Annotated in this window: 20 protein-coding genes and 1 riboswitch; of the genes, 14 read left to right on the top strand and 6 right to left on the bottom strand. The window is 61.4% G+C overall.

The window, feature by feature from the left end:
* The first annotated feature begins 17 nt into the window (after positions 1-17).
* The 9 genes from AC2D8U_RS16860 to nth all read left to right on the top strand — a co-directional run bounded on the left by AC2D8U_RS16860 (position 18) and on the right by nth (position 10,456).
* Positions 18-1,382 (top strand): MATE family efflux transporter, encoded by a 1,365-nt coding sequence (locus AC2D8U_RS16860; protein ID WP_484620245.1) that lies wholly within the window; start codon positions 18-20, stop codon positions 1,380-1,382.
* Positions 1,383-1,410: 28 nt separating this feature from the next.
* Positions 1,411-3,411 (top strand): excinuclease ABC subunit UvrB, encoded by a 2,001-nt coding sequence (gene uvrB / locus AC2D8U_RS16855; RefSeq protein WP_484620244.1) that lies wholly within the window; start codon positions 1,411-1,413, stop codon positions 3,409-3,411.
* 180 nt (positions 3,412-3,591) lie between these two features.
* A complete protein-coding gene (gene rsxA, locus AC2D8U_RS16850) occupies positions 3,592-4,170 on the top strand; it encodes an electron transport complex subunit RsxA (protein WP_484620243.1) in 579 nt (192 codons plus the stop codon).
* 3 nt (positions 4,171-4,173) lie between these two features.
* Entirely contained in the window at positions 4,174-4,728 is a 555-nt protein-coding gene (gene rsxB / locus AC2D8U_RS16845) for an electron transport complex subunit RsxB (RefSeq protein ID WP_484620242.1), read from the top strand.
* A gap of 10 nt (positions 4,729-4,738) precedes the next feature.
* A complete protein-coding gene (gene rsxC, locus AC2D8U_RS16840) occupies positions 4,739-7,375 on the top strand; it encodes an electron transport complex subunit RsxC (protein WP_484620241.1) in 2,637 nt (878 codons plus the stop codon).
* Entirely contained in the window at positions 7,375-8,430 is a 1,056-nt protein-coding gene (gene rsxD / locus AC2D8U_RS16835; protein WP_484620240.1) for an electron transport complex subunit RsxD, read from the top strand. Before rsxC ends, rsxD begins: the two co-directional genes overlap by 1 nt.
* A 1-nt stretch (position 8,431) precedes the next feature.
* A complete protein-coding gene (gene rsxG, locus AC2D8U_RS16830) occupies positions 8,432-9,085 on the top strand; it encodes an electron transport complex subunit RsxG (RefSeq protein ID WP_484620239.1) in 654 nt (217 codons plus the stop codon).
* Entirely contained in the window at positions 9,082-9,783 is a 702-nt protein-coding gene (locus AC2D8U_RS16825) for an electron transport complex subunit E (protein ID WP_484620238.1), read from the top strand. Before rsxG ends, AC2D8U_RS16825 begins: the two co-directional genes overlap by 4 nt.
* 31 nt (positions 9,784-9,814) lie before the next feature.
* Positions 9,815-10,456 carry an endonuclease III gene (gene nth / locus AC2D8U_RS16820; RefSeq protein ID WP_484620237.1) on the top strand — a complete coding sequence of 214 codons (642 nt, stop codon included), beginning with the start codon at positions 9,815-9,817 and terminating at the stop codon, positions 10,454-10,456.
* A gap of 165 nt (positions 10,457-10,621) precedes the next feature.
* Here the strand turns inward: nth and AC2D8U_RS16815 are convergent, their stop codons facing one another.
* Positions 10,622-11,287 carry a hypothetical protein gene (locus AC2D8U_RS16815; protein ID WP_484620236.1) on the bottom strand — a complete coding sequence of 222 codons (666 nt, stop codon included), beginning with the start codon at positions 11,285-11,287 and terminating at the stop codon, positions 10,622-10,624.
* A gap of 478 nt (positions 11,288-11,765) precedes the next feature.
* Between AC2D8U_RS16815 and AC2D8U_RS16810 the strand changes: the two genes are divergently transcribed.
* The gene (locus AC2D8U_RS16810) at positions 11,766-12,320 is read left to right on the top strand and encodes a hypothetical protein (RefSeq protein WP_484620235.1); all 555 of its coding nucleotides are present in this window, start codon (positions 11,766-11,768) and stop codon (positions 12,318-12,320) included.
* 160 nt (positions 12,321-12,480) lie between these two features.
* Here the strand turns inward: AC2D8U_RS16810 and AC2D8U_RS16805 are convergent, their stop codons facing one another.
* A complete protein-coding gene (locus tag AC2D8U_RS16805; protein ID WP_484620234.1) occupies positions 12,481-12,795 on the bottom strand; it encodes a YciI family protein in 315 nt (104 codons plus the stop codon).
* A 352-nt stretch (positions 12,796-13,147) separates the two neighbouring features.
* A riboswitch (Lysine riboswitch) is annotated at positions 13,148-13,320 on the top strand.
* 98 nt (positions 13,321-13,418) lie between these two features.
* Here AC2D8U_RS16805 and lysC point away from each other — a divergent pair.
* From lysC to AC2D8U_RS16785, 4 genes are all read left to right on the top strand, one after another.
* On the top strand, positions 13,419-14,828 hold the full coding sequence (gene lysC / locus AC2D8U_RS16800) for a lysine-sensitive aspartokinase 3 (RefSeq protein WP_484620233.1): 1,410 nt from the start codon (positions 13,419-13,421) through the stop codon (positions 14,826-14,828).
* A 73-nt stretch (positions 14,829-14,901) separates the two neighbouring features.
* Positions 14,902-15,672: a 2,3,4,5-tetrahydropyridine-2,6-dicarboxylate N-succinyltransferase gene (locus tag AC2D8U_RS16795; RefSeq protein WP_484620232.1), complete on the top strand. Its 771-nt coding sequence runs from the start codon at positions 14,902-14,904 to the stop codon at positions 15,670-15,672.
* A complete protein-coding gene (locus AC2D8U_RS16790; RefSeq protein ID WP_484620231.1) occupies positions 15,673-16,896 on the top strand; it encodes a PLP-dependent decarboxylase in 1,224 nt (407 codons plus the stop codon).
* Between the two features lie 66 nt (positions 16,897-16,962).
* Positions 16,963-18,096, top strand: a complete 1,134-nt coding sequence (locus AC2D8U_RS16785) for a succinylglutamate desuccinylase/aspartoacylase family protein (RefSeq protein ID WP_484620230.1) — start codon at positions 16,963-16,965, stop codon at positions 18,094-18,096.
* A 72-nt stretch (positions 18,097-18,168) separates the two neighbouring features.
* On the opposite strand, the gene AC2D8U_RS16780 is transcribed toward AC2D8U_RS16785, so the two are convergent.
* From AC2D8U_RS16780 to caiC, 4 genes are all read right to left on the bottom strand, one after another.
* On the bottom strand, positions 18,169-19,110 hold the full coding sequence (locus AC2D8U_RS16780; RefSeq protein ID WP_484620229.1) for an alpha/beta hydrolase: 942 nt from the start codon (positions 19,108-19,110) through the stop codon (positions 18,169-18,171).
* 223 nt (positions 19,111-19,333) lie between these two features.
* A complete protein-coding gene (caiE, locus tag AC2D8U_RS16775) occupies positions 19,334-19,936 on the bottom strand; it encodes a carnitine operon protein CaiE (RefSeq protein WP_484620228.1) in 603 nt (200 codons plus the stop codon).
* Positions 19,937-20,279: 343 nt separating this feature from the next.
* Positions 20,280-21,065, bottom strand: a complete 786-nt coding sequence (gene caiD, locus AC2D8U_RS16770; protein ID WP_484620227.1) for a crotonobetainyl-CoA hydratase — start codon at positions 21,063-21,065, stop codon at positions 20,280-20,282.
* A gap of 43 nt (positions 21,066-21,108) precedes the next feature.
* On the bottom strand, positions 21,109-22,674 hold the full coding sequence (gene caiC / locus AC2D8U_RS16765) for a crotonobetaine/carnitine-CoA ligase (RefSeq protein ID WP_484620226.1): 1,566 nt from the start codon (positions 22,672-22,674) through the stop codon (positions 21,109-21,111).
* Positions 22,675-22,718 lie beyond the last annotated feature (44 nt).

The raw sequence follows: 22,718 nt of genomic DNA, 5'->3' as shown, positions 1-22,718 counted from the left end.
AGCAGCCGGACCTCAATGTGAACCGTTTAACCTCCCATCAACTGACCTCGGGCGACGCCATCGCCCACCTCAAGCGGATGACCTGGCCGCTGCTGATCGCCATGGTCCTGCTCATGTCCTTCAATTTTGTCGATGCCTACTTCGTCAGTCTGCTGGGCACCGAGGAGCTGGCCGCCTTTTCCTTCACCTTTCCCGTTACCTTTACCCTGTTCAGCATGGTGATCGGGCTGGGGATCGGCACCGCGACCCTGGTGGCCACGGCGCAGGGCAAAGGCGATGCCGAAGAAGCGCGAGCCCTCGGAGGCACGGCCATCGTCCTGTCGGCCATCACCGTGGTGCTGGTGTCTCTGCTGCTCTGGCTGTGTCACGATCCCATCTTCGCCCTGCTCGGCGCCAGTCCGGCGATGCGCGAGCTGACCGAGGACTATATGCTGATCTGGCTCGCCGGCTCAGTCTTTGTCACCTTCCCGATGATCGGCAACGCCATCATGCGAGCCAATGGCAACACCCGGGGACCCAGTATCGTCATGGCGGCCAGCGCCTTCTTCAATGCCGCGTTGGATCCCCTGTTGATCTTCGGCTGGGGACCCGTGCCCGCCCTGGGTCTGGCCGGCGCCGCACTGGCTACCATCCTCGCCTACGCCATCTCCAGCGCCCTGATCCTGGTGATGTTGCTGGTCAAGATGAAAGCCGTCGGCTGGTACCGGCAATGGCAGTGCCAACGCCGGGCCATCGGCGCCCTCGTCACCATCGCCGGGCCCGCCAGTGGCGCCAACATGCTCACCCCACTGGCCATGGCGGTGATGACGGCCATCGTCGCCCAACACGGCGAATCCGCTGTCGCCGCCCTGGGGGTCGCGACCCGGCTGGAATCCCTCGCCACCCTGGTGGTGCTCACCCTGTCGATGAGCCTGCCACCTCTGATCAGCCAGAACGCCGCGGCGGGGCAGATGGACCGGGTCCGGCTGCTCTACCGCAAGGTGACCCTGTTTGTCCTGGGGTGGCAAACCGGGATCGCCCTGCTGCTGTTGCTCGGCGCCGGCTGGATCGGTGCCTGGTTCGGTCAGGAGCCCGAGGTGGCCGCCAACATCACACTGATCGTCTCCATCCTGCCCTTCGCCTGGGGGGCTCAGGGGATCATCATCCTCAGTAACTCGAGTTTTAACGCCCTGCAACGCCCCATGAGCGCCCTGGGCCTGTCATTCGTCCGACTCTTCCTGACCTACCTGCCACTGGCCTGGATCGGTGGTATGATCTGGGATCTGCCCGGCGTCTTTGTCGGTGCCCTGCTGGCCAACCTGATCACCGGCGTCATCGCCTGGCGCTGGATCTGGTATCTGCTGTGCTGCACCCGACAGGAAGAGGCCCAGTGCAGCCCGTAACTCAGAAAGGACAAGAGGTGCCCCAGGCATGAGCCGACCGTTTCAACTGCATTCCCGCTTTAAGCCCGCCGGGGACCAACCCACGGCCATCGCCAAACTGGTCGAGGGGCTCGACGCGGGTCTGGCCCATCAAACCCTGCTGGGGGTCACCGGTTCGGGCAAGACCTTCACCATGGCCAACGTGGTCGCCGAACTGCAGCGCCCCACCATAGTGCTGGCCCACAACAAAACTCTGGCGGCGCAGTTGTACGGCGAGATGAAAGAGTTCTTCCCCAATAACGCGGTGGAGTACTTCGTCTCCTACTACGACTACTACCAACCCGAGGCCTATGTCCCCTCGTCCGACACCTTTATCGAGAAGGACGCCTCGGTCAACGCCCACATCGAGCAGATGCGCCTGTCGGCCACCAAGTCGCTGATGGAACGGCGGGACGTGATCCTGGTGGCCTCGGTCTCCTCCATCTACGGCCTGGGCGATCCCAAAGCCTACATGGCGATGCTGTTGCACCTGCGGGTGGGGGACATCATGAACCAGAGGGATATCCTCAAGCGCCTCTCTGAGCTGCAGTACACCCGCAATGACGCCGCCTTCGAGCGGGGCACCTTCCGGGTAAGGGGCGAGGTGATCGATATCTTCCCCGCCGACTCGGAGCGCGACGCGGTGCGCATCGAGCTGTTTGACGAGGAGATCGAGCGGATCAGCCTGTTCGATCCCCTCACCGGGGCCGTCGAGCGGACAACGACCCGATACACCGTCTACCCCAAGACCCACTATGTGACCCCCCGAGAGACCATCCTCGGTGCCATCGATGAGATCAAGGCCGAGCTGGCGATCCGCCATAAGCAGTTGCTGGACAACAACAAGCTGCTCGAAGCCCAGCGGATCAAGGAGCGCACCCAGTTCGATATCGAGATGATGCAGGAGCTGGGCTACTGCTCGGGGATCGAGAACTACTCCCGCTACCTGTCCGGCCGTGATCCGGGCGAGCCGCCGCCAACCCTGCTGGATTACCTGCCCGACGACGGCCTGCTGATCATCGACGAATCCCATGTCATGGTGCCGCAGATCGGCGCCATGTATAAGGGCGATCGCAGCCGCAAGGAGACCCTGGTGGAGTTCGGCTTCCGTTTGCCCTCGGCGATGGACAACCGGCCGCTGAGATTCGAAGAGTTTGAGTCCATCGCCCCGCAGACCATCTACGTCTCGGCCACCCCCGCCAAATACGAGCTGGAAAAATCCGAAGGCGAAGTGGTCGAGCAGGTGGTGCGCCCCACGGGACTGCTGGATCCGATCATCGAGGTGCGCCCGGTAGCCACCCAGGTCGACGATCTGCTGTCGGAGATCCGCCTGCGAGTGCAGCGCCAGGAGCGGGTCCTGGTGACCACCCTGACCAAGCGCATGGCCGAAGATCTCACCGAGTACCTGGAGGAGCATGGCCAGAAGGTGCGCTACCTGCACTCGGACATCGAAACCGTGGAGCGGGTGGAGATCATCCGGGATCTGCGCCTGGGCACCTTCGACGTGCTGGTGGGGATCAACCTGTTACGAGAGGGACTGGACATGCCCGAGGTCTCCCTGGTGGCGATCCTCGATGCCGACAAGGAGGGCTTCCTGCGCTCCGATCGCTCGCTGATCCAGACCATTGGCCGGGCCGCCCGTAACGTCGACGGTAAGGCGATCCTCTATGGAGACAAGATCACCGGCTCCATGCAGCGTGCCATCGAGGAAACCGAGCGCCGTCGTGCCAAGCAGGAGGCCCACAACCTTAAGCACGGGATCGTCCCCACCGGGCTGAATAAGGCGATCACCGACGTAATGGATCTCGGCGGTAAAGGCAAGCGGCCGGGCGGGCGCAAAGTGGCCGAAGCCAAGCCCTCCTACGCCATCAAGTCACCGGAGCAGCTGGTCAAGGAGATCGCCGCACTGGAGAAACAGATGTACCAGCACGCCAAAGATCTGGAGTTCGAGCAGGCAGCGTCGGTACGGGACCAAGTGGCCCAGTTGCAGGCTCAGTTGGTGGCGGGCTGATACCGGCCCTCTCAGCGAGCCGCCCGGCATCCGCTGCCCAGTTGGGCGACTAGGGGCTCAATCCGGCCCTCAGGCTGACTGACTCTTGGTCAATCGGAGAAAACCCTAATGCCCGTCGGTTGTTTAACGCCGGGCATTTACCGATAATATCGGCTTCGTCTTTGATGTGATGCTGTTTTCATGACCGAATACCTACTGCTACTGGTCAGCACCGTCCTGGTCAACAACTTCATCCTGGTGAAGTTCCTGGGACTTTGCCCCTTTATGGGGGTGTCCAGTAAGCTGGAATCCGCGATAGGCATGTCGATGGCCACCGCCTTCGTCCTGACCCTCGCCTCCACGGTGAGCTACCTGGTGCACCAGTACCTGCTGGTGCCTCTGGAGCTGACCTACCTGCGCACCCTCGCCTTCATCCTGGTGATCGCCGTCGTCGTTCAGCTGACCGAGATGGTGGTGCGTAAGACCTCTGCCAGCCTCCACCGGGTGCTGGGGATCTACCTGCCGTTGATCACCTCCAACTGTGCCGTACTCGGTGTCGCCCTGCTCAACATCACCGAGCAGCATGACTTTATCGGCTCGGTACTCTATGGCTTCGGTGCCGCGGTCGGCTTCGGCCTGGTGCTGATCCTCTTCTCCGCCATGCGCGAACGCCTGGCCGCCGCCGATGTGCCCGCGCCCTTCAAAGGGGCCTCCATCGCCATGATCACCGCAGGCCTGATGTCCCTGGCCTTTATGGGCTTTATCGGGTTGGTGAAGTAAGGCATGAGCAGCATTCTCCTTTCCGTTAGCGTGATCGCCCTGCTGGCCCTGATCTTCGGTATCCTGCTCGGCTTCGCCGCCATCCGCTTCAAGGTGGAGGGCGATCCCATGGTGGAGCAGATCGAGCAGGCCCTGCCACAAACTCAGTGTGGTCAGTGTGGCTACCCGGGCTGCCGCCCCTACGCCGAGGCCATCGCCAAGGGCGAAGCCCCCATCAACCGCTGCCCGCCGGGCGGCGAAGCCACCGTGGCCAAACTGGCCGACATGCTGGGGGTCGAGCCCGAGCCACTGGAGGGCGACGCCGCCGACAGCCAACCCAAGGTGGCCTTCATCATCGAAGAAGACTGCATTGGCTGCACCAAATGCATCCAAGCCTGTCCGGTGGATGCCATCGTCGGCACGGGCAAACAGATGCATACGGTGATCGCCGATCAGTGCACCGGCTGCGATCTCTGCGTCGAGCCCTGCCCGGTGGACTGCATTGAGATGCGCCCCATCGCCATGACGACCAAGAGCTGGAACTGGGATCTGACCCGAATTCCAGTCAAACAAGTGTGAGAGGCACGTCGTGCACACATTGCTAGAACAAATTGATCAAGGACAGCTGTGGCAATTCCCCGGGGGGATCCACCCACCCGAGCGCAAAGCCCTGTCCAACCAGACGCCGATTGAGCGCCTGGGCCTGCCGCCAAAACTGTGGATCCCGCTGCGTCAACACGTCGGCCAGCCCGGTGACTTGCTGGTCAAAACCGGTGACACCGTACTCAAAGGTCAGGCCCTGACTGCCAGCGACAGCCCGTGGACCGTGCCCGTTCACGCGCCCACCTCGGGCACCATCGGCAGCATCGGTCCCCATGCTGTGGCTCACCCGTCCGGCCTGCACGAGCCCTGCATCGAGCTGATCCCCGATGGCGCCGATCACTGGCGCCCACGGGAGGCCCGCACCAGCATCCAGTCCCTGGAGAGCGACACCCTGCTCGGGGTGATCCGGGATGCCGGGATCGCCGGCCTGGGCGGTGCCACCTTCCCGGCGGCGGTCAAACTCAGCCCCCGTACCCCCATCGACTACCTGGTGATCAACGGCGCCGAATGTGAGCCCTACATCAGCTCGGACGACCGCCTCATTCGAGAGCAGAGCGACGCCATCCTCCAGGGCGTCGACGTCCTGATCCACCTGCTCAAACCCAAGCGGGTGTTGATCGCCGTCGAAGACAACAAACCCGAGGCCTTCGCCGCCCTGGATACGGCCCTCTCTGCCAGCCACCTGGATCCCAACCAGGTGCTGCTGCGGTTGATCCCCACCAAATACCCGTCGGGCTCGGAAAAACAACTGATCCAGATCCTCACCGGCCAACAGGTGCCCAAGGGCAAGCTCCCCGCCGATCTGGGCATTCTGATGCACAACGTCGGCACCTGCTACGCCATCAAGAAAGCCGTGTTTGACGACGAACCCCTGATCGAGCGGGTGGTAACCGTCACCGGCGAACAGGTCGCCAAACCCGGCAACTACTGGACCCTACTCGGTACCCCGATCCGCTGGCTGCTGGAGCAGACCGGCACCCTGGCGCTGGCCCAGCAACCCCTGATCATGGGCGGCCCCATGATGGGCTTCGCCCTACCCGAGATCGACGCTCCCGTGATCAAGGCCACCAACTGTCTTCTGGCACCGAGTCTCACCGAATTGCCAGCCCAACCGGCCCCCCGTAACTGCATTCGCTGTGGTGAATGCGCCCAGGTGTGCCCTCAGCTGCTACTGCCCCAACAGCTGTTCTGGCACAGTCAGGCCGGGGAAAACGACAAGGCTGAGGCCCTCAACCTGTTTGACTGCATCGAATGCGGTGCCTGTGCCTTCGTCTGCCCCTCGGACATTCCTCTGGTCAGCCACTACCGGATCGCAAAGGCCGCACTCCGGGACGAAGCGGCCAAGGCCGAGAAAGCGGAGCAGGCCAAGATCCGCTTTGACGCCCGTCAGGCACGCCTGGAAAAAGAGAAGGCCCAGCGGGAAGCACGGCATAAACGCGCCGCCGCCCTCAAGCCCGCCGCCCAAAGCGCCGGCGTCGCCGCCGCCATCGCCAAACTCAAGGCCGCCAAGGCGGAGGCCGGCACACCAGCGCCAGCCGAAGGCGAGGTGGACATGATGGAGCTGCGCCGTCAACGCAAAGCCCAGGCCCGCGCCGCCAAAGCGGTAAAGGAGGCCAACGAGATCGGCAATCAGGCTGGAACTCCTCAATCCGATAGCCCAGAGCCCGTCGCCAAGGCACAAAACCCCGCCGTGGCTGCCGCCATCGCAAGGGCCAAGGCCAAGCAGGCCGTGGCACAGGGCGAAGGCACAGGCAGCGACAAGGAGGCGGGATCACAGCCCGCCGCCAAGGCACAAAACCCCGCCGTGGCCGCCGCCATCGCAAGGGCCAAGGCCAAGCAGGCTGCGGCACAGGGCGAAGGCGCAGGCAGCGACAAGGAGGTGGGATCACAGCCCGCCGCCAAGGCACAAAACCCTGCCGTGGCCGCCGCCATCGCAAGGGCCAAGGCCAAACAGGCTGCAGCACAAGCAGAGGCTTCGACCGACGCTCCTGCTGACGGAGCAGCGCAGGTCGAGCCCGCGCCGGAGGACAAGCGCAAGGCGGCTGTCGCCGCTGCCATCGCCAAGGCCAAGGCCAAACAGACCGCGGAACAAGCAGAGGCTTCGACTGACGCTTCTGCTGACGAAGCCGCAAAGGTTAAACCGGCGCCAGACGACAAGCGCAAGGCCGCCGTCGCCGCCGCCATCGCCAAGGCCAAACAGGCCGCCGCCAAGGCAGACGCGCCGACCGACGCTCCTGCAGACGGAGCCGCGCAGGCCGAGCCCGCGCCGGAGGACAAGCGCAAGGCCGCCGTCGCCGCAGCCATCGCCAAGGCCAAGGCCAAGCAGGCCGCCGCCAAGGCAGACGCACCGACCGACGCTCCTGCAGACGGAGCAGCACAGGCCGAGCCCGCGCCGGAGGACAAGCGTAAAGCCGCCGTCGCCGCCGCCATCGCCAAAGCCAAGGCCAAACAGGCCGCCGCACAAGCAGAGGCTTCGACCGACGCTTCTGCTGACGAAACCGCAAAGGTTGAACCGGCGCCAGACGACAAGCGCAAGGCGGCTGTTGCCGCTGCCATCGCCAAAGCTAAGGCCAAGCAGGCCGCCGCCAAGGCTCAGCAACCATCGGACAATGAGAACGAATAATGGCCTTTAAGATCGCCTCCTCTCCCCATCTGCAGATCCGGGTACCCACCTCCCGGATCATGCTTCTGGTGGTACTCTGTACCTTGCCCGGTGTGCTGGCCCAATGGATCTTCTTTGGCTGGGGCAATCTGGTGCAGATCGCCCTGGCCGTTGCCACCGCCCTGGCGGCCGAAGCCGCCTGTGTCAAGGCCCGTGGCCGTGATGTGCGCGCAACCCTGTCGGACAACTCGGCACTGGTCACCGGCGTTCTGCTGGGGATCTGCCTGCCGCCATTGGCCCCCTGGTATATCCCGGTGCTGGGCAGCCTGTTCGCCATCGTCCTGGTAAAACAACTCTATGGCGGCATGGGGCAGAACCTGTTCAACCCGGCGATGGCCGCCTATGTCACCCTGCTGATCTCCTTCCCGGCCCAAATGACCCAGTGGCTGCCGCCTCAGACCCTGGCCGCACAGATCCCTGGGCTGGGGGATACCCTCCTGGCCATCTTTGCCGGCGTCGACGCCATCGGTCACAGCTTCGACAGCCTGCGGCTGGGGATCGACGGCAGCACCATGGCCACGCCACTGGATACCTTAAAGACGGATCTCACCCTGGGCTTTACCGCCAGCGAAAGCCTGGCCAAGCCGGTCTTCGGCCCCCTGGGAATGGGCGAGGGCTGGGTCTGGATCAACCTGGGATTCCTGCTCGGTGGTCTGGCCCTGCTCAAACTCAAGCTGATCCGCTGGCAGATCCCGGTAGCCATGCTGGGCACCCTGGGCCTGTGCGCCTTCCTTGGCTTCCTGCTTCACCCGGACGGGACCGGCAGCGTCAGCCTGCATCTGCTCAGTGGGGCAACCATGTTCGGCGCCTTCTTTATCGCCACGGATCCCGTCTCCGCTGCCACTTCCAACCGGGGACGTCTGGTGTTTGGCGCCCTGATCGGTTTGCTGATCTACCTGATCCGCAGCTTTGGCGGCTACCCGGATGCCGTGGCCTTCGCCGTGATGCTGGCCAACCTGAGCGTACCGCTCATCGACTACTACACCCGTCCCCAGACCTACGGGCACCGGAGCTAAGATGATCGCCTCAATGAAGAAAAATGGCGTGCTGCTGGCCCTGTTCGGCCTGGCCTCTGCCGGCCTGGTGTCACTGACCTACGAGGGCACCAAGGAGCGGATCGCCGAGCAGCAGAAACAGCAGTTGATCACCACCCTGGCGCAGATCCTGCCCGGCGAGCTGTACGACAACGAGCCCCACAACGACTGTCGTCTGCTCACCAGCCGCCAGTACCTGGGCAGTGACACGCCCCAGCCCGCCTTTGTGGCAAGCCGGGATGGCGAGCCCGTGGCCATGGCGCTGGAAACCATCGCCCCCGACGGCTACAACGGCGACATTCACCTGATCGTCGGCGTACGCTGGGACGGTGAGATCCTCGGCGTACGGACCCTGAGCCACAGCGAGACCCCGGGGCTGGGCGATCTGATCGAAACCCGTCGCTCCGACTGGGTCACCCACTTCAGTGGCTATCGATTGGAGTCCGCCAAAGATCCCCGTTTCAACGTGAAGCGGGACGGCGGCGATTTTGACCAGTTCACCGGCGCCACCATCACCCCGCGGGCCTATGTGGCGGCGGTGAAGAACACCCTGATCTATTTCAACCGCAACAAAGACGATCTGCTGCTCGCGCCGCGCTGCTGGCCCGAGCCGACCGCCGACGGAGATGCATCATGAGCCAGAGTTATCGTGAGATCGTTTGGCAATCCCTGTGGAAGAACAATCCCGGCATCGTCCAACTGCTCGGCCTCTGCCCCCTGCTGGCCGTCACCAACACCCTGACCAACGCCCTGGGGCTGGGCCTGGCCACCATGGCGGTGCTGATCGGCTCCAACGTATTGGTCTCGGCGCTGCGCAAGGGGATCCCCAGCGAGATCCGGATCCCCGTCTACGTGATGATCATCGCCGCCCTGGTGACCTGCGTGCAGCTGCTGGTTAACGCCTACGCCTACGGCCTCTACCTCAGCCTGGGGATCTTCCTGCCGCTGATCGTCACCAACTGCGTGATCATCGGTCGCGCCGAGGCGTTCGCCTCGAAGAACAGCGTGCCCCTGGCGGCCTGGGATGGCCTGATGATGGGCCTAGGCTTTACCCTGGTCTTGATGCTGCTGGGCGGGACCCGCGAGCTGGTGGGCCAGGGAACCCTGTTCGATGGTGCCGATCTGCTGCTGGGCGACTGGGCCAGCGTGCTGCGCATTCAGGTACTGAGCTTCGACAGCCCCTTCCTGCTGGCCCTGCTGCCACCGGGCGCCTTCATCGCCATGGGGCTGCTCATCGCCCTGAAAAATGCCCTCAACCCCAGAGTCGAGGCCCGTTTTTCCCCCAAGGCCGAGGCCGCCGACGCCAAGGTCGAGCGGGTCCGCGTTACCCAGTAAATTGAACCCATAGAAAGGGATGTCAGCACAGATGAATAACGAGAAACGACGCCAGATCCTGGAGCGTCTGCGGGACAACAACCCCCATCCGGAGACCGAACTGGAGTTCAGTACGCCCTACGAGCTGTTGGTGGCCGTAGCCCTGTCCGCCCAGGCCACCGACGTCTCGGTCAACAAGGCCACCCGCAAACTCTATCCGGTTGCCAATACCCCCCAGGCGATGCTGGATCTCGGCGTGGACGGCGTGAAGGAGCACATCAAGACCATCGGCCTCTACAACACCAAGGCGGAAAACGTCATCAAGGCCGCCAGGATCCTGGTGGAGCAACATGGTGGCGAAGTGCCCGAGGACAGGGAGGCCCTGGTGAAACTGCCCGGCGTCGGCCGCAAGACCGCCAACGTGGTGCTCAACTGTGCCTTCGGCTGGCCCACCATCGCCGTAGACACCCACATCTTCCGCGTCTCCAACCGCACCAAGTTCGCCATGGGCAAGAACGTCGATCAGGTCGAGGAGAAGCTGCTCAAGGTGGTGCCCGCCGAATTCAAGGTGGACGTCCACCACTGGCTGATCCTGCACGGCCGCTACACCTGCCTGGCGCGCAAACCCCGCTGCGGCTCCTGCCTGATTGAGGATCTGTGCGAGTTTAAAGAGAAGATCTATCCCGAAGATTAAGATCTTACCCTTGAGATTGGGGCGGTCGTTGATCCGCCCCGATCATCCGGAGGCCGAGGATCCTTGTGCCTGCAGGCAAGCGCCGATCCGCTAACTTAGCCGTCGCACCGACGGCGGCGAAGGAATACCTCGAGGGGAGTCCCCCCCTTTGACACAGGAAACCGCCTAGAGGGCTATGCCCTCGGCGATAAAACGCTTAACCAGGGCCTGGTCTCTTTCAATCGTGGTCACCGATTGGACATGGGCTTCAGCAAAATCAAAATCCACCTGCCCCCCTTCCCACTCGCCCGCCTTCTTAAACTCTGAGGAGTAATAGAGATAGGGGCTCTTCAGCTCAGCCCAGTACCTTACGACAAAGGCACTGCCAATCCCGGTGTGATAACGAACCGTCACCTCCCCCCATGTCGCGATCTCCTTGGCAATGGCTTCAAACCATCCATCTGTGGTTGATTTAGCCACCCCGTTGGGCGTCACCGTACCGACGAAGCTGTCTACCGAGAAGATGGGATACCCCCTCTCACTGAAACGTAAACATACCCCTTTCTTGCCCTTGTAAACAAACTGGTTGGCGGAGGCCACATGGCTAACTTTGGAGACCGCATTGGGATCGGGAAAATCGCTATGGGACTGGTGTGCATTGAACGAGGTCCTGGCCAGGCGCGGCAAGCATCGAAGGATCTCACCTTGCAAGTTGAAGTAACCCAATTCAACGATCTCATACGACGGGGCGATATGGATCTGCTCGATGGGGACCGGTCCTTGGGGCAGGACACCCTTGCTGGCACACCCCATCAAGAGTAGAGCAGTGGATAAAGCCACCATCTGGCGCATATTCTGACTTCCTTATCTGAATTGGCAAAAGCTTAAGTAAACACATTGGCAAGCAAACACGTTGCCGACTACGACACAGTAAATCAACACTCTTCATCTAATATCTGTTTGCTTATCGCCATTATTATCCTCCCGGTTCAGCCTGACCCATAGGTTTCAGAGGCAGTGCTGGTGACCGCTGAGCCTTTCACATCTTCAGCTCCCGGCCCCCTCCTGCCAATGACTGTAGAGTCCCCTTTCCCAGGTGTTTGTATCGCAAAGATCTCAAACCTTTACTGTCCATCCCAAGAGTTCTTTGAGCATTTATATCAACGACTTGCCTAACATAGCATGGTAAGGTAGCGTATCGCTGCCCTGCCCATCGAGATCGGTAACGGGTCGCCAGGATGGCGTTTTAAACCCAATAAGGGACTCCTGACAAAAGGACCAATTGATCTTTTGCCTGGATCTCGCCTTTCACAGTTTATTAGGATGATAAATGAAGACACTTATTCAGGGAGCCGTTGTTATACCGGCATTAGTTTTCGCATTACAGGTTCCGGCCAGTGAAGCCAATACGGTTTCACAGGAAAGAAACTGGAGCATCGGATTAGGGGCGTATGCGTTCTCATTGGCCAATGACGACAACTCCGCCGCCGATTACGATTTCTCCGGATATAACCTGAATGCGGGTTACGCCTTTAACAACCATTTTCAGCTCAGAGGCACCTACTTTTCATTGGAAAATGACGATTTGAGTGCGCTGGAGAGCAAAGGCTATGACTTGATGGCCTATGGCGGCACCGGCTTGGCCCGAAAGGGGTTTAGGGCCTACGGCGGCGGCGGTTTCTTCTCCGATAAATGGACCCTTTCCGGAGTCAATGAGACGGTATCCGGCATTCAGTTCGGCGGCGGACTGGGCTACAACTGGGGCCCGGCAGCATTGGACTTCGCCCTGACATTGCGCCAGGCCAGTGAATATGAGGACTTCCTATGGGAGTCCGGCACCTACTTTGCCATGTCCGGCAACCTGACGATCTCATACCAGTTCTAGGCCACAGAGCGCCAACCCAGACATACCCTTGGAATGTGCTAATAACTTGGCCCCAGTATGGGGGCCAGTTTTATCCTGTTATCGAAAAGAGAAACTGCCTGCGAGGTTCAGGCCCCCTCTCTATCCTCCAGACAAAAATCCCTGCATGCCGATCAGGCCTCTATTCAAGGCCCCCCTTGCCCCATAGGGCCAGATGAAAGGGGAAGCACCGGGCCGACATCAGGCCCTGGGCAACCGCGGGATCCGCCGCCATGATCCCTTGGGCCGAGGCATCATCGTCGGCGCAAAGCACAACTATGCCAAAAACCTCCTCGGGGGCAGAGTCGGTGCGCCCTGCCATCAGCACCTGGCCTGACTCGGTCAATCCCTTGAGATAGTCAAAATGTGCGTTCAGGATCGCCGCCTCCCGGACGGTGGGCCCATCGACCAGCAGCTCAGGGCGCTCCAAACATAAACGATAAAGATAATGTGCCACCCTATCCTCCCAACCTTGTTAGTCCAGCAGTGCTGCATGCCTGACGGCGATTGATCTAACACTGCTCTCTTTGTTTGTCGCTAACATTCCGGACCCGTTCGCCCCATCCATAAACCCAATACATCATCCCATTCCTGGTCCCCACTGACGCGGGTCAACCTACCCTTGCTGATCTAGCTCAGAATCACCCTTTGTGACACAGTTCTCAAGCATCCCAGAGCCACTTTTGCTGTGTCAAAAACTCACCCGCCTGACTCACAGTCACCACCGACAGGGTGATTGACATCACCTCCTCCTGCATGTTTGAATGCTTGCGTCCCTTATTTGTAGCCGTCCAGATGGATGGTTGCCCGGGGCCAGAAGAGGAGCGTTGACCAGGCAGTCTGTACGAGGTGACCCAACACCGAAGAGCACAGATCAGGGGGATCAACGCCGAGATAAATCGTCGCTTGGGCGCTGCGATTTGTCGGTTGTGGAGGCTGAATCCTCGCAATTGTCACCCTTAGGTGGAGAGCTTCTGGTCTTTGCGATACCCCACACGCGCCGCAGTCCCACTGCCGCTGTAAGCCGCAAACACCAAGCTCTCCGAACTTAATCAGGATTTGTAAGTTCGAGAGAGACGTATGACCGTTCAACAAGCGCCATCCCAAGTATCAACCCCCCATCGCGTCGCGCCCCTGTCCGTCGCCAAATTTGGTGGCACCAGCGTTGCCGATTTCGCCGCGATGCAGCGTTGTGCCGAGCTGGTGGCCAGCCGCCCTCAGGTTCGCGTCGTAGTGGTCAGCGCCAGTGCCGGCGTCACCAACGCCCTGGTCATCCTTGGACAACAGCCCGCTTCCCCGATCCGGGCAGAGCAGCTTGAGATCATCCACCGTATTCAGCACGCCATCTGTGAGCCCCTGGCCGAGCCGGAGATCACCCGCCAGATCGACACCTGGCTGGATGAGCTGGCCACCCTGGCCACCGTGGGCCCCAGCAGTCAGAATCTCGCAGGCTGGCGAGATGAGATCCTGGCCTTTGGCGAGCGCTTCTCCTCCCTGCTGTTTAGCCGAGTGCTCGACCGCCAGCTCAGTGAAGCCAGCAGCCGCAGCTTCGATGTGCGCAAGGTGATGCGTACCGATAGCCAGCACGGTAAGGCTATGCCCCAGCAGGACGCGATCCGCACCCTGTGTCAGGCCGAACTGGCGCCGCTTCTGGGCGAGCAGGTGATCGTCACCCAAGGTTTTGTCGGCGCAGACACCAACGGCCACACCACCACCCTGGGCCGAGGCGGCTCCGACTTCAGTGCCGCCCTGCTGGCCGCCGGTCTGGGCGCCGATGAGGTGGAGATCTGGACCGATGTGCCCGGGATCTTCACCACGGATCCGCGCCTGTGCAGCGCCGCCCGGGCCATCGAGGAGATCAGTTTCAGCGAGGCCGCCGAACTGGCCACCTTCGGCGCCAAGGTGCTGCATCCGGCGACCCTGATCCCAGCAGTGGCCAACGACATCGCGGTGTTTGTCGGCTCCAGCCGTGAGCCCAAGCTCGGTGGGACCCGGATCCGGCCCACCACAGAGTCTCGCCCCATGGTGCGTGCCGTCGCCCTGCGTCGCCAGCAAACCCTGGTCACCGTCCACAGCATGAACATGCTGCACGCCACCGGCTTCCTGGCCGAGGTCTTCGCTATCCTGGCCCGCCATGAGATCAGCGTCGATCTGGTGACCACCTCAGAGGTCAGCATCGCCCTGACCCTGGATGAAGCGGGCAGCGCCGCCAACGGCCATGCCCTGCTGACCGATGCCGTCCTCGCCGAGCTTGGCCAGCTGGCCCGTGTCGAGGTAGAGCGCAACCTGGCGTTAGTCGCGGTGATCGGCAATGACGTCCACAGCCGCCCGGCGGTCAGTGAACACACCTTCACCACGGTGGCGCCGGACAACGTACGGATGATCTGCCAGGGCGCCAGCCCTCATAACCTCTGTTTCCTGGTGGACGAGGCCGTCGCCAATCAGGTGGTACAAAGGGTGCACGATCGCTTTATCGACGCGACCCTCTGAACTGTCCACCGACCCAATAAAACAAGCTCACGCTCATTAAGAGCATAAAAATTAGAAAGATAGGAACTACATCATGTCTCAGAACCAAACCCTCCCTGCTTGGGAACAGCTGCTGCAACAACTGGAAGCGGGCACAGTGCGGGCCGCCTACCAGGATGAGCAGGGCAATTGGCACGCCAACACCGATGTGAAGAAGGGGATCCTCTCCGTCTTCCCGGCTGGCGAGATGGTGAGCTTCCACCCGGACTTTCCCGGCGCCGTCGACAAGCACAACCTGGCCCCGCGCACCTTTACGCCGGAGGATGGCGTACGCCAGGTCCCGGGGGGCTCAGCCGTGCGCCGTGGTGCATACGTCGCCAAGGGCGTGGTGATCATGCCACCGGCCTACATTAACATCGGTGCCTTCGTCGATGCCGGTACCATGGTGGACTCCCACGCCCTGGTCGGCTCCTGTGCTCAGATCGGCAAGAACGTCCACCTCTCTGCCGCCGTGCAGATCGGCGGTGTCCTCGAGCCTGTTGGGATGGCTCCGGTGATCGTGGAAGACGACGCCTTTATCGGTGCTGGTTGTGTCCTGGTGGAGGGAGTGATCGTGAAAAAAGGTGCCGTGCTGGCCCCGGGCGTCTTCCTTTCCGCCTCCGTTCCTGTCTATGACATGGTTAACGAGCGTCAACTGGAGAAAGGCGAGCCGATCCCGGAAAATGCCGTAGTGGTTCCTGGAAGCCGTCCGGCCAGCAGCGAGTGGGGGCAAAAGATGGGCCTGACCGTCCAGTGTCCGGTGATCATCAAGTACCGTGACGCCAGCTCCGACGCCTCCCTCGTGCTGGAAGAGGCGCTGCGCTAAATGAGCGGGATCCAACACGGACACAGCTTAGTGCTGCAACAGGCTGCCGGATCCATCGGCAGTTCCTTCTACGCCTACGATCTCGACGGCCTGTCCAGCCACCTGGCCGAGCTGCAAAGGGGGATCCAGCCGGGCACTACCAAACTCTGGTACGCGGTTAAGGCTAATCCCCTCTCCAGCGTGATCCAGGCACTGGATGCTCAGGGCTTTGGCTTTGATGTGGCCAGTCCCGGCGAACTTAACCAGGTGCTGGCCCAGGGCGTCTGTCCGTCGCGGATCCTCAATACCGGACCGGTGAAAACCCCGGCCATGCTGGAGGAGTTCATCACCAAGGGCGTACGGATCTTCGTCCTGGAAAGCCACCAGCAGGCACAGGATCTGGCCGAGATCTGTCAAAGCCGTGGCGTTCGCGTCGATGTACTCTTTCGCGTGCAACTGCCCTGGCCCAAGAGCGATGATGGCAGCATCAACGTCCTCGGCGGCAGTGATGCGACCCCTTTCGGTCTGACGCCAGAGCAGTGGATGCCCAGCGAGCTGAGATTGGCCGACGAACTGAACCTGATCGGGGTCCACTGCTTCCAGTGGGGCAATATCCTCGATGCCCAGGAGCTGATCGCCAACTGGCAAAGCGCCATGCCACGCCTGGCTACGTTGCTGGACGCCTGGCAGGTGGCCGAGCCCATCGTCGATCTCGGCGGTGGCCTGGGCATTCCCTACATCAACCAGAGCCAACAGCTGGACTGGCAAACCGTCTGTGCCGCCCTCGGCCAGCTAAAGAGCCAGTACAACCTGGGGCAGTGCTGGATGGAGCTGGGGCGCTACGCCGTAGGCCCCTACGGCTACTACCTCAGCCCGGTGGCCGACATCAAGGTGAACCAGGGGGTCCGCTTTGCGGTGATCGAAGGGGGCAGTCAACACGCCCTGCGTCCGGCCCTGACCGGCCAGGCCTTCCCGGTTCAATCCCTCAACGGAGGAGAGGCCGATCTCCAGCCATTCCAGATCCGCGGCGCCCTGTGCACCGGCCTGGATAACCTGGGGGATGTGCAATTGCCCGGCACCCTTGAGCGGGGGGACTGGCTCTGTTTCAGCCAGGCGGGGGCCTACGGTTTCACCGAGAGCATGCCCTACTTCCTGTGCCATACCCTGCCCGCCGAGATCACCCTCAGCGAGGGTCGCTTCGAAGTGGTGCGCCCGGCCCGGACCGCCAGCCACTATCTGGCTTAATGACAAGCGCTTAGCTAATAGCCACAAGCCGTTAGCTAAGCGCTGAATTTCAAACAGACAATCAGCATGATCAGTAAAACCCACATCCAAGTCGCCGAGCACCCCACAGGCGTCGGGCTCACCATTCCGGTGATCACCGTCGATGCGGGCCAGCCCGGCCCCAGCGTCTATATCCAGGCCAACCTGCATGGCGCCGAAGTTCAGGGTAACGCGGTGATCCACCACCTGCTGGAGGCCTTCAAGGCCAACCCGCCCAAGGGTAAGGTGGTACTCGTCCCCCTGGCCAACCCTATCGGCATTAACCACAAGAACGGCGAATTCACCCTGGGTCGCTTCGATCCCGTCACCGGCGTCAACTGGAACCGCCAGTATCACTTCGATGGCAGTGGGATCGCGCAGTTTGTCAGTGAGCATCTCGACAGCGACGAGGCCCAAATCCGTCAGCAGTTTCGACAACAGCTGGCAGCACAACTGGAGCAGCGTCTTCAAGATCCCTGGGGCCTCACTGTAGGAGCGCACCTCTGCCTGCGGCTGCAACGCATGGCGGTTGACGCCGATATTGTGCTGGATCTGCATACCGGCCCGGTCTCCGGACGGCACCTCTATGTGCCCAAGTATGCCCGCCAGCGCGCCCGGGATTTTAATATTCCCCTCAATATCCTGATGGACAGTGATTTTGGGGGTGCCCTGGACGAGGCCACCTTCAGCCCCTGGTGGCAGCTGAGCGAGCACTTTGCCCAAGCGGGCCGCTCGCTGCCTGTACTGGTGGATGGCTTCACCCTGGAGCTCGGCTCCCAGGAATACCTGAATGTCGAGGCCGCCAAGCGGGATGCCATGGGGGTGCTCAACTACCTTCAGCGCAGCCACCTGTCCGCCCCCTGGGAGGCATTGTGGGACGAGCAGCCCTACCAGATCGAGCCAGTTACCCTGCATGCCTGTGAACTGGCCGATTACAAGGCATTCTACAGCCCCAGAGGTGGCCAGGTGGAATACCTGGCCAAGCTGGAACAGCCTTTGCCCGCCGGTACCCCCATGGCCCGACTGTGGCACTTTGATCAGCTGGGTGAGCCGCAAAGCGAGGGGCTGTGCGAAACCCTGACCCTCCCCTGCGATGCCATCCCTGTGTTGCACTTCGCCTCGGTGAGTGTCCAGCGCGGCACCGAGCTCTACAAGGTTCTGACCAACACCTTTGAGCTCTGATCAAAAAACGCGAAGCCTCGGCTTCGCGTTTTGCTTTTCCTCTCACCTGCGCCCCTGGTGAGGGCGGTCGGTTCACTCCAGCAGACGACGAACCCTCGGCCCCACCTCTTCAAGAAACGCGTCCGCCTGATCGAACACCCCAAGCATCTTAATAAAGCCATGGATCACCCCTTCATAGAGGCGGTACTCCACCGGTACCCCCGCCGCCCGCAACTTCTCGGCATAATGTTCACCGTCACTGCACAGGGGATCATACTCGGCACAGTAGATCAGGGTGGGCGGCAGTTTGCTGTGATCCTGGGCAACCATGGGGGCGCAGTAGGGATCGGCCCCATCCTCCGCGGTGCGCACATAGTGGTTCCAGTAATACGCCAGGCTCTCCTGCTGCAACAGATACCCCTGGCCATGGGCCTGCGCCGAGGGGGAGTGCCAACCATATTGCAGGGCGGGGTACACCAGCACCTGGCACGCCAGGCTGGGATACCCTTCATCCCGAGCACGCAGCGCCACCGCCGCGGCCAGATTGCCCCCCGCACTGTCACCAAACAGGCCGATCCGCGCCGGATCCAGCCCCAAACGGTCGGCCCGGGCAAACGCCCACAGGGTCGCAGCAAAACAGTCATCCAGGGGGATCGGGTACTTGTGCTCGGGCGCTTTCTGATAGTTAACCGCGATCACCACAGCACCGGTGGCGTTGGCCAGGGCCCGGCTGAAGGGATCATTGGTCCCTATGTTGGAGACCATCCAGCCGCTGCCATGAAAGAAGATCAGTGCCGGCATGCCCTGCTCCGGAGTGTGGACGCCCAGGGGACGATAGATCCGAACCGGCAGATCGGCCGTGGGCCCGGGAATAAAATGGTGCTCGACGGCGGCCACCGCCTCCGGCGCACGGGCCGGCGGCTCGCCGGACAGCTCAAACGCTCGCGCCTCAGAGGGCGTCATACACTCATAGGGCTTGGCGCCGGATTCCCGCACCTCGGCCAGAAAGGCCTCCACCTTAGGATCCAGTGGCATAATCTACTCCTTACAATCTTGGGACCGGTATACCGGAAATACATAACGTGCGCTTGCATCCTGTGTCGCAAGATCTTTGCTGACACGACAATGAGTATGCCGCCTGCCACTCCGCCCCCCCTCCCCATGAGCTGAGGATCTGGCAGGGTCACTCATAGGGAGGGAGCATCAAATGCGGATACGTTGTTAATGACAGGCGACATGAAAAATCGTTGATCCCTGCTCAATCCCTCATGGCATGTTTGGGTTTCACCCCGGTGCTGCCCTGCAGGCGCCGGCGGCCTGGCTCCGGCTCAGACAGAGGCTGGGTCGGTTTCAGGCTGAGCAGGCAGCGCCGGGCCAGATCCTGATACTCACGGGTATTGAGCTGTTTCCAGTGAAGCTCCTGCTCGGTGACCTCTCTTTTTACCCTGGCCGGGACCCCGGCCAGTAACTGCCTGGGGGCCCCGCGGAATCCCGCTTTGACAAAACTCATGGCCGCCACCAGGCTTTGCGGGCCGATCTCGGCACCGTCCATCACGACAGCGTTCATCCCCACCAGGGCATCGCGGCGGATCACACAGCCATGGAGAATGGCACCATGGCCGATATGGCCGTTTTCCTCCACCAAGGTATCCGTATCGCTGTAGCCGTGCATGATGCAGCCATCCTGCAAATTGGCACCTCGCTCGACGATCAGCCGACCATAATCCCCACGCAAACTGGCGTTGGGCCCGATGTAAACATGGGGGCCAATAATCACATCGCCGATCAGAACCGCCGTCGGATGAACGTATGCGCCCGCCGCCACGACAGGGGTGATACCTTCAAATTCATAATAGGGCATTGCCTGTCCCTCTTTTTACGTAGAGCAGTTCCACTGCCAATCCAATCATAAAACCAACACCCCTTATTTAAACGCCAGCCCAAAATAGCCAGGAGAGAATGACCCTTAAATAAAAGCAGTGCCAAAAAAGGCGAGTTCTACCCTCTGGAGAGTCCAGCACTGACACTGGAAATAGAACTCGCCAACCACCAAAACACTCGAGTGCGATCCCCCGTCACCAAATTCAAGGCGACCGAGCCCACTCCAGCCACCCTCAAGGTTCACTGGACCGGTATTTCTGCACCCATTAATATCAGGATGTTGCTAGGTTACACAGCCAAGTGGAAAGGCTTGGCGTAAGGAGTTAACGGCCTTTCCAAACGGGCTCGCGCTTCTCCGCAAAGGCGGCCGGTCCCTCCAGTGCATCTTCGGAATGCAGCACAGAGGGGTAGTGTTTCAGCACACCACTGCGGGTAAAGCGATAACCCTCTTCCACGGTCATCTCTGCGGTGGTGCGACACACCTCCTTGAGGGCGGCCACCGCCAGAGGCGCACTCTGGGCGATCTGCGCCGCCAGCTCACGGGCACTCTCCATCAGCTGTCCGCTCTCCACCACCCGGTTAACCACGCCCCAGCGCAGCGCCTCTTCGGCGTCCATGCGGCGACCGGTCATCATCATCTCGGTGACGATGGCCTGAGGCATCACCTTGGGCAGGCGCAGCATGCCACCGCTGTCCGGGACGATCCCCAGCTTGGCCTCGGGCAGGGCGAAGCTGGCGTTGTCGGCGCAGACGATCATGTCCGCCGCCAGGGCCAGTTCAAAGCCGCCGCCAAAGGCGTAGCCGTTCACCGCCGCGATCACCGGCTTATCCAGATCAAACAGCTCGGTCAGACCGGCAAAGCCGCCCGGACCGAAGTCGGCATCCGGGGCTTCCCCTTCCGCTGCCGCTTTCAGATCCCAGCCGGCAGAGAAGAAACGCTCTCCAGCGCCGGTGATGATCGCCACCCGCAGCTCAGGATCGTCCCGGAACATCATAAATACCTCGCCCATGGCGAAGCTGGTCTTGGCGTCGATGGCGTTGGCCTTGGGACGGTCCAGAACAATCTCCAGAATGTGTCCGTTACGGGTGACGTGCAATGATTCGCTCATACTCTTTCTCCATTAAGAGTCACACTCAGACTCTTTCCATTTACTATTCGGTTTGGTTCACTTCACACAGAAGGTGTTTCTGCACCTTGCCGGTGCAGGTTTTAGGCAAGGCGCTCCTAAGCTCGATGAATGACGGAACCTTAAATTTCGCCATGTTTTTCACGCAATGCTCGAGGATCTCCTGCTCACGGATCTCAGCCCCCTCGTTCAACACCACGAAGGCCTTGATGGCTTCATCACGAATAGAGTCTTTAACACCGATGACCGCGGCTTCCACCACGTCGGGGATCTCGGAGATGATGTTCTCAATCTCCAGGCAGGAGACGTTTTCACCACAGCGTTTGATCATGTTGCTGGCCCGGTCCACGAAGTAGAAGAATCCCTCCTCGTCCCGGTAGGCCGAGTCGCCGGTCTTGAGCCAGCCATCCTCATCGAACGCCTTGGCGGTGATCTCCGGCGCCTGGTAGTACTCCTTGAACAAGGTCTTGCCCCGCTCACCCCGAACCTGGATCTCGCCAATCTCCCCCGGTGGCAGGGTCTGGCCTTCGGGCCCGGCAATGCGAGCCTCATAACAGAGGCCGGTGCGGCCGATGGAGGGCCAGCAGCGCTTGTCTCCGGGGCGATCGCCGATGATGCCGACGATGGTCTCGGTCATCCCCCAGGAGGTGAAGATCCGCACGCCGAAGCGGTCGATAAAGGCGTCCTTCTCCTGATCAGACATGCTCAGGTAGAACAGCACCTCACGCAGACGGTGGTTGCGCTCCCAGGGTTGGCGCGGCTGCATCATCATGGTACGCATCATCAGCGGGATGCACTCGGTGACCGTGGCCTGGTACTTCACCACCTGCCCCCAGAAGGCGCGGGCGCTGAACTTCTCCAGCAGCACAAAGGTGGCGCCGGAGGAGAAGGCCGCCATGGCGGCGGTGCATTGGCAGTCGATGTGGTAGGCCGGCGTCGCCGTCAGGTAGATGTCGTCACTGCGCAGCGCCACCTGCCAGGCGGTGTAGTAGCCGGCAAACCTCAGGTTGTAGTGGGTGATCACCACCCCCTTGGGTCTGGACGTGGTGCCGGAGGTGAACATGATCTCCGCCACATCCTCGGCACCGACACGCTCCTGGCTCTTCAGCTCGGTGCACTGCTGAGCCAGCAGCCGGTCAAAGTTGGCGGTGCCCTTGAGACTGCCACTGCCGCCGGTGATCAGCAGTTCCGCCAGAGCAGGCTGACTCTGCTGGATCTCCAGATAGATGGGCAGGAACTCGGGCCGGGTCACCACCGCCTTCACCTGGCATTGGTTGATGATGTAGGCACACTCCTCCTGAAGCAGGTGAGTATTGATGGGCACCATCACCGCACCGATCTTGGCCAGGCCAAACCAGCACAGGATAAACTCGATGCTGTTGTTCAGATGCAGTGCCACCCGATCGCCCTTGCTGATCCCTCGGGTGGTGAACAGGTTGGCTGTTCGGTTGATCTCGTCATTGAGCTGGGCATAGCTGTACTGCCTTGTATGGCCCGCCACATCCTCAAAGATCAGCGCCGTTTTGTCGCCATGCAGCAGCGCCAGGTCGTCCCAGGCTTCACGCAAACTCTGTCCGTTAATAATGTCCATCTACTACCTTTCACATCAAACCAAGTTGAGCATGGGAAAACCCT

This window comes from Ferrimonas sp. YIN67 (assembly GCF_057219095.1).
Note: the sequence above shows the minus strand (reverse complement) of the source record. Positions and strands in the feature narration are given on the sequence as shown.

Bases quoted from the DNA above. Each gene is read 5' to 3' on its own strand.
- caiE (WP_484620228.1), bottom strand. From the start codon at position 19,936: ATGCCCTATTATGAATTTGAAGGTATCACCCCTGTCGTGGCGGCGGGC.
- caiD (WP_484620227.1), bottom strand. From the start codon at position 21,065: ATGAGCGAATCATTGCACGTCACCCGTAACGGACACATTCTGGAGATT.
- AC2D8U_RS16810 (WP_484620235.1), top strand. From the start codon at position 11,766: ATGAAGACACTTATTCAGGGAGCCGTTGTTATACCGGCATTAGTTTTC.
- AC2D8U_RS16825 (WP_484620238.1), top strand. From the start codon at position 9,082: ATGAGCCAGAGTTATCGTGAGATCGTTTGGCAATCCCTGTGGAAGAAC.
- caiC (WP_484620226.1), bottom strand. From the start codon at position 22,674: ATGGACATTATTAACGGACAGAGTTTGCGTGAAGCCTGGGACGACCTG.
- AC2D8U_RS16795 (WP_484620232.1), top strand. From the start codon at position 14,902: ATGTCTCAGAACCAAACCCTCCCTGCTTGGGAACAGCTGCTGCAACAA.
- uvrB (WP_484620244.1), top strand. From the start codon at position 1,411: ATGAGCCGACCGTTTCAACTGCATTCCCGCTTTAAGCCCGCCGGGGAC.
- nth (WP_484620237.1), top strand. From the start codon at position 9,815: ATGAATAACGAGAAACGACGCCAGATCCTGGAGCGTCTGCGGGACAAC.
- AC2D8U_RS16815 (WP_484620236.1), bottom strand. From the start codon at position 11,287: ATGCGCCAGATGGTGGCTTTATCCACTGCTCTACTCTTGATGGGGTGT.
- AC2D8U_RS16790 (WP_484620231.1), top strand. From the start codon at position 15,673: ATGAGCGGGATCCAACACGGACACAGCTTAGTGCTGCAACAGGCTGCC.
- rsxB (WP_484620242.1), top strand. From the start codon at position 4,174: ATGAGCAGCATTCTCCTTTCCGTTAGCGTGATCGCCCTGCTGGCCCTG.
- rsxG (WP_484620239.1), top strand. From the start codon at position 8,432: ATGATCGCCTCAATGAAGAAAAATGGCGTGCTGCTGGCCCTGTTCGGC.
- AC2D8U_RS16785 (WP_484620230.1), top strand. From the start codon at position 16,963: ATGATCAGTAAAACCCACATCCAAGTCGCCGAGCACCCCACAGGCGTC.
- AC2D8U_RS16780 (WP_484620229.1), bottom strand. From the start codon at position 19,110: ATGCCACTGGATCCTAAGGTGGAGGCCTTTCTGGCCGAGGTGCGGGAA.
- lysC (WP_484620233.1), top strand. From the start codon at position 13,419: ATGACCGTTCAACAAGCGCCATCCCAAGTATCAACCCCCCATCGCGTC.
- rsxA (WP_484620243.1), top strand. From the start codon at position 3,592: ATGACCGAATACCTACTGCTACTGGTCAGCACCGTCCTGGTCAACAAC.
- rsxD (WP_484620240.1), top strand. From the start codon at position 7,375: ATGGCCTTTAAGATCGCCTCCTCTCCCCATCTGCAGATCCGGGTACCC.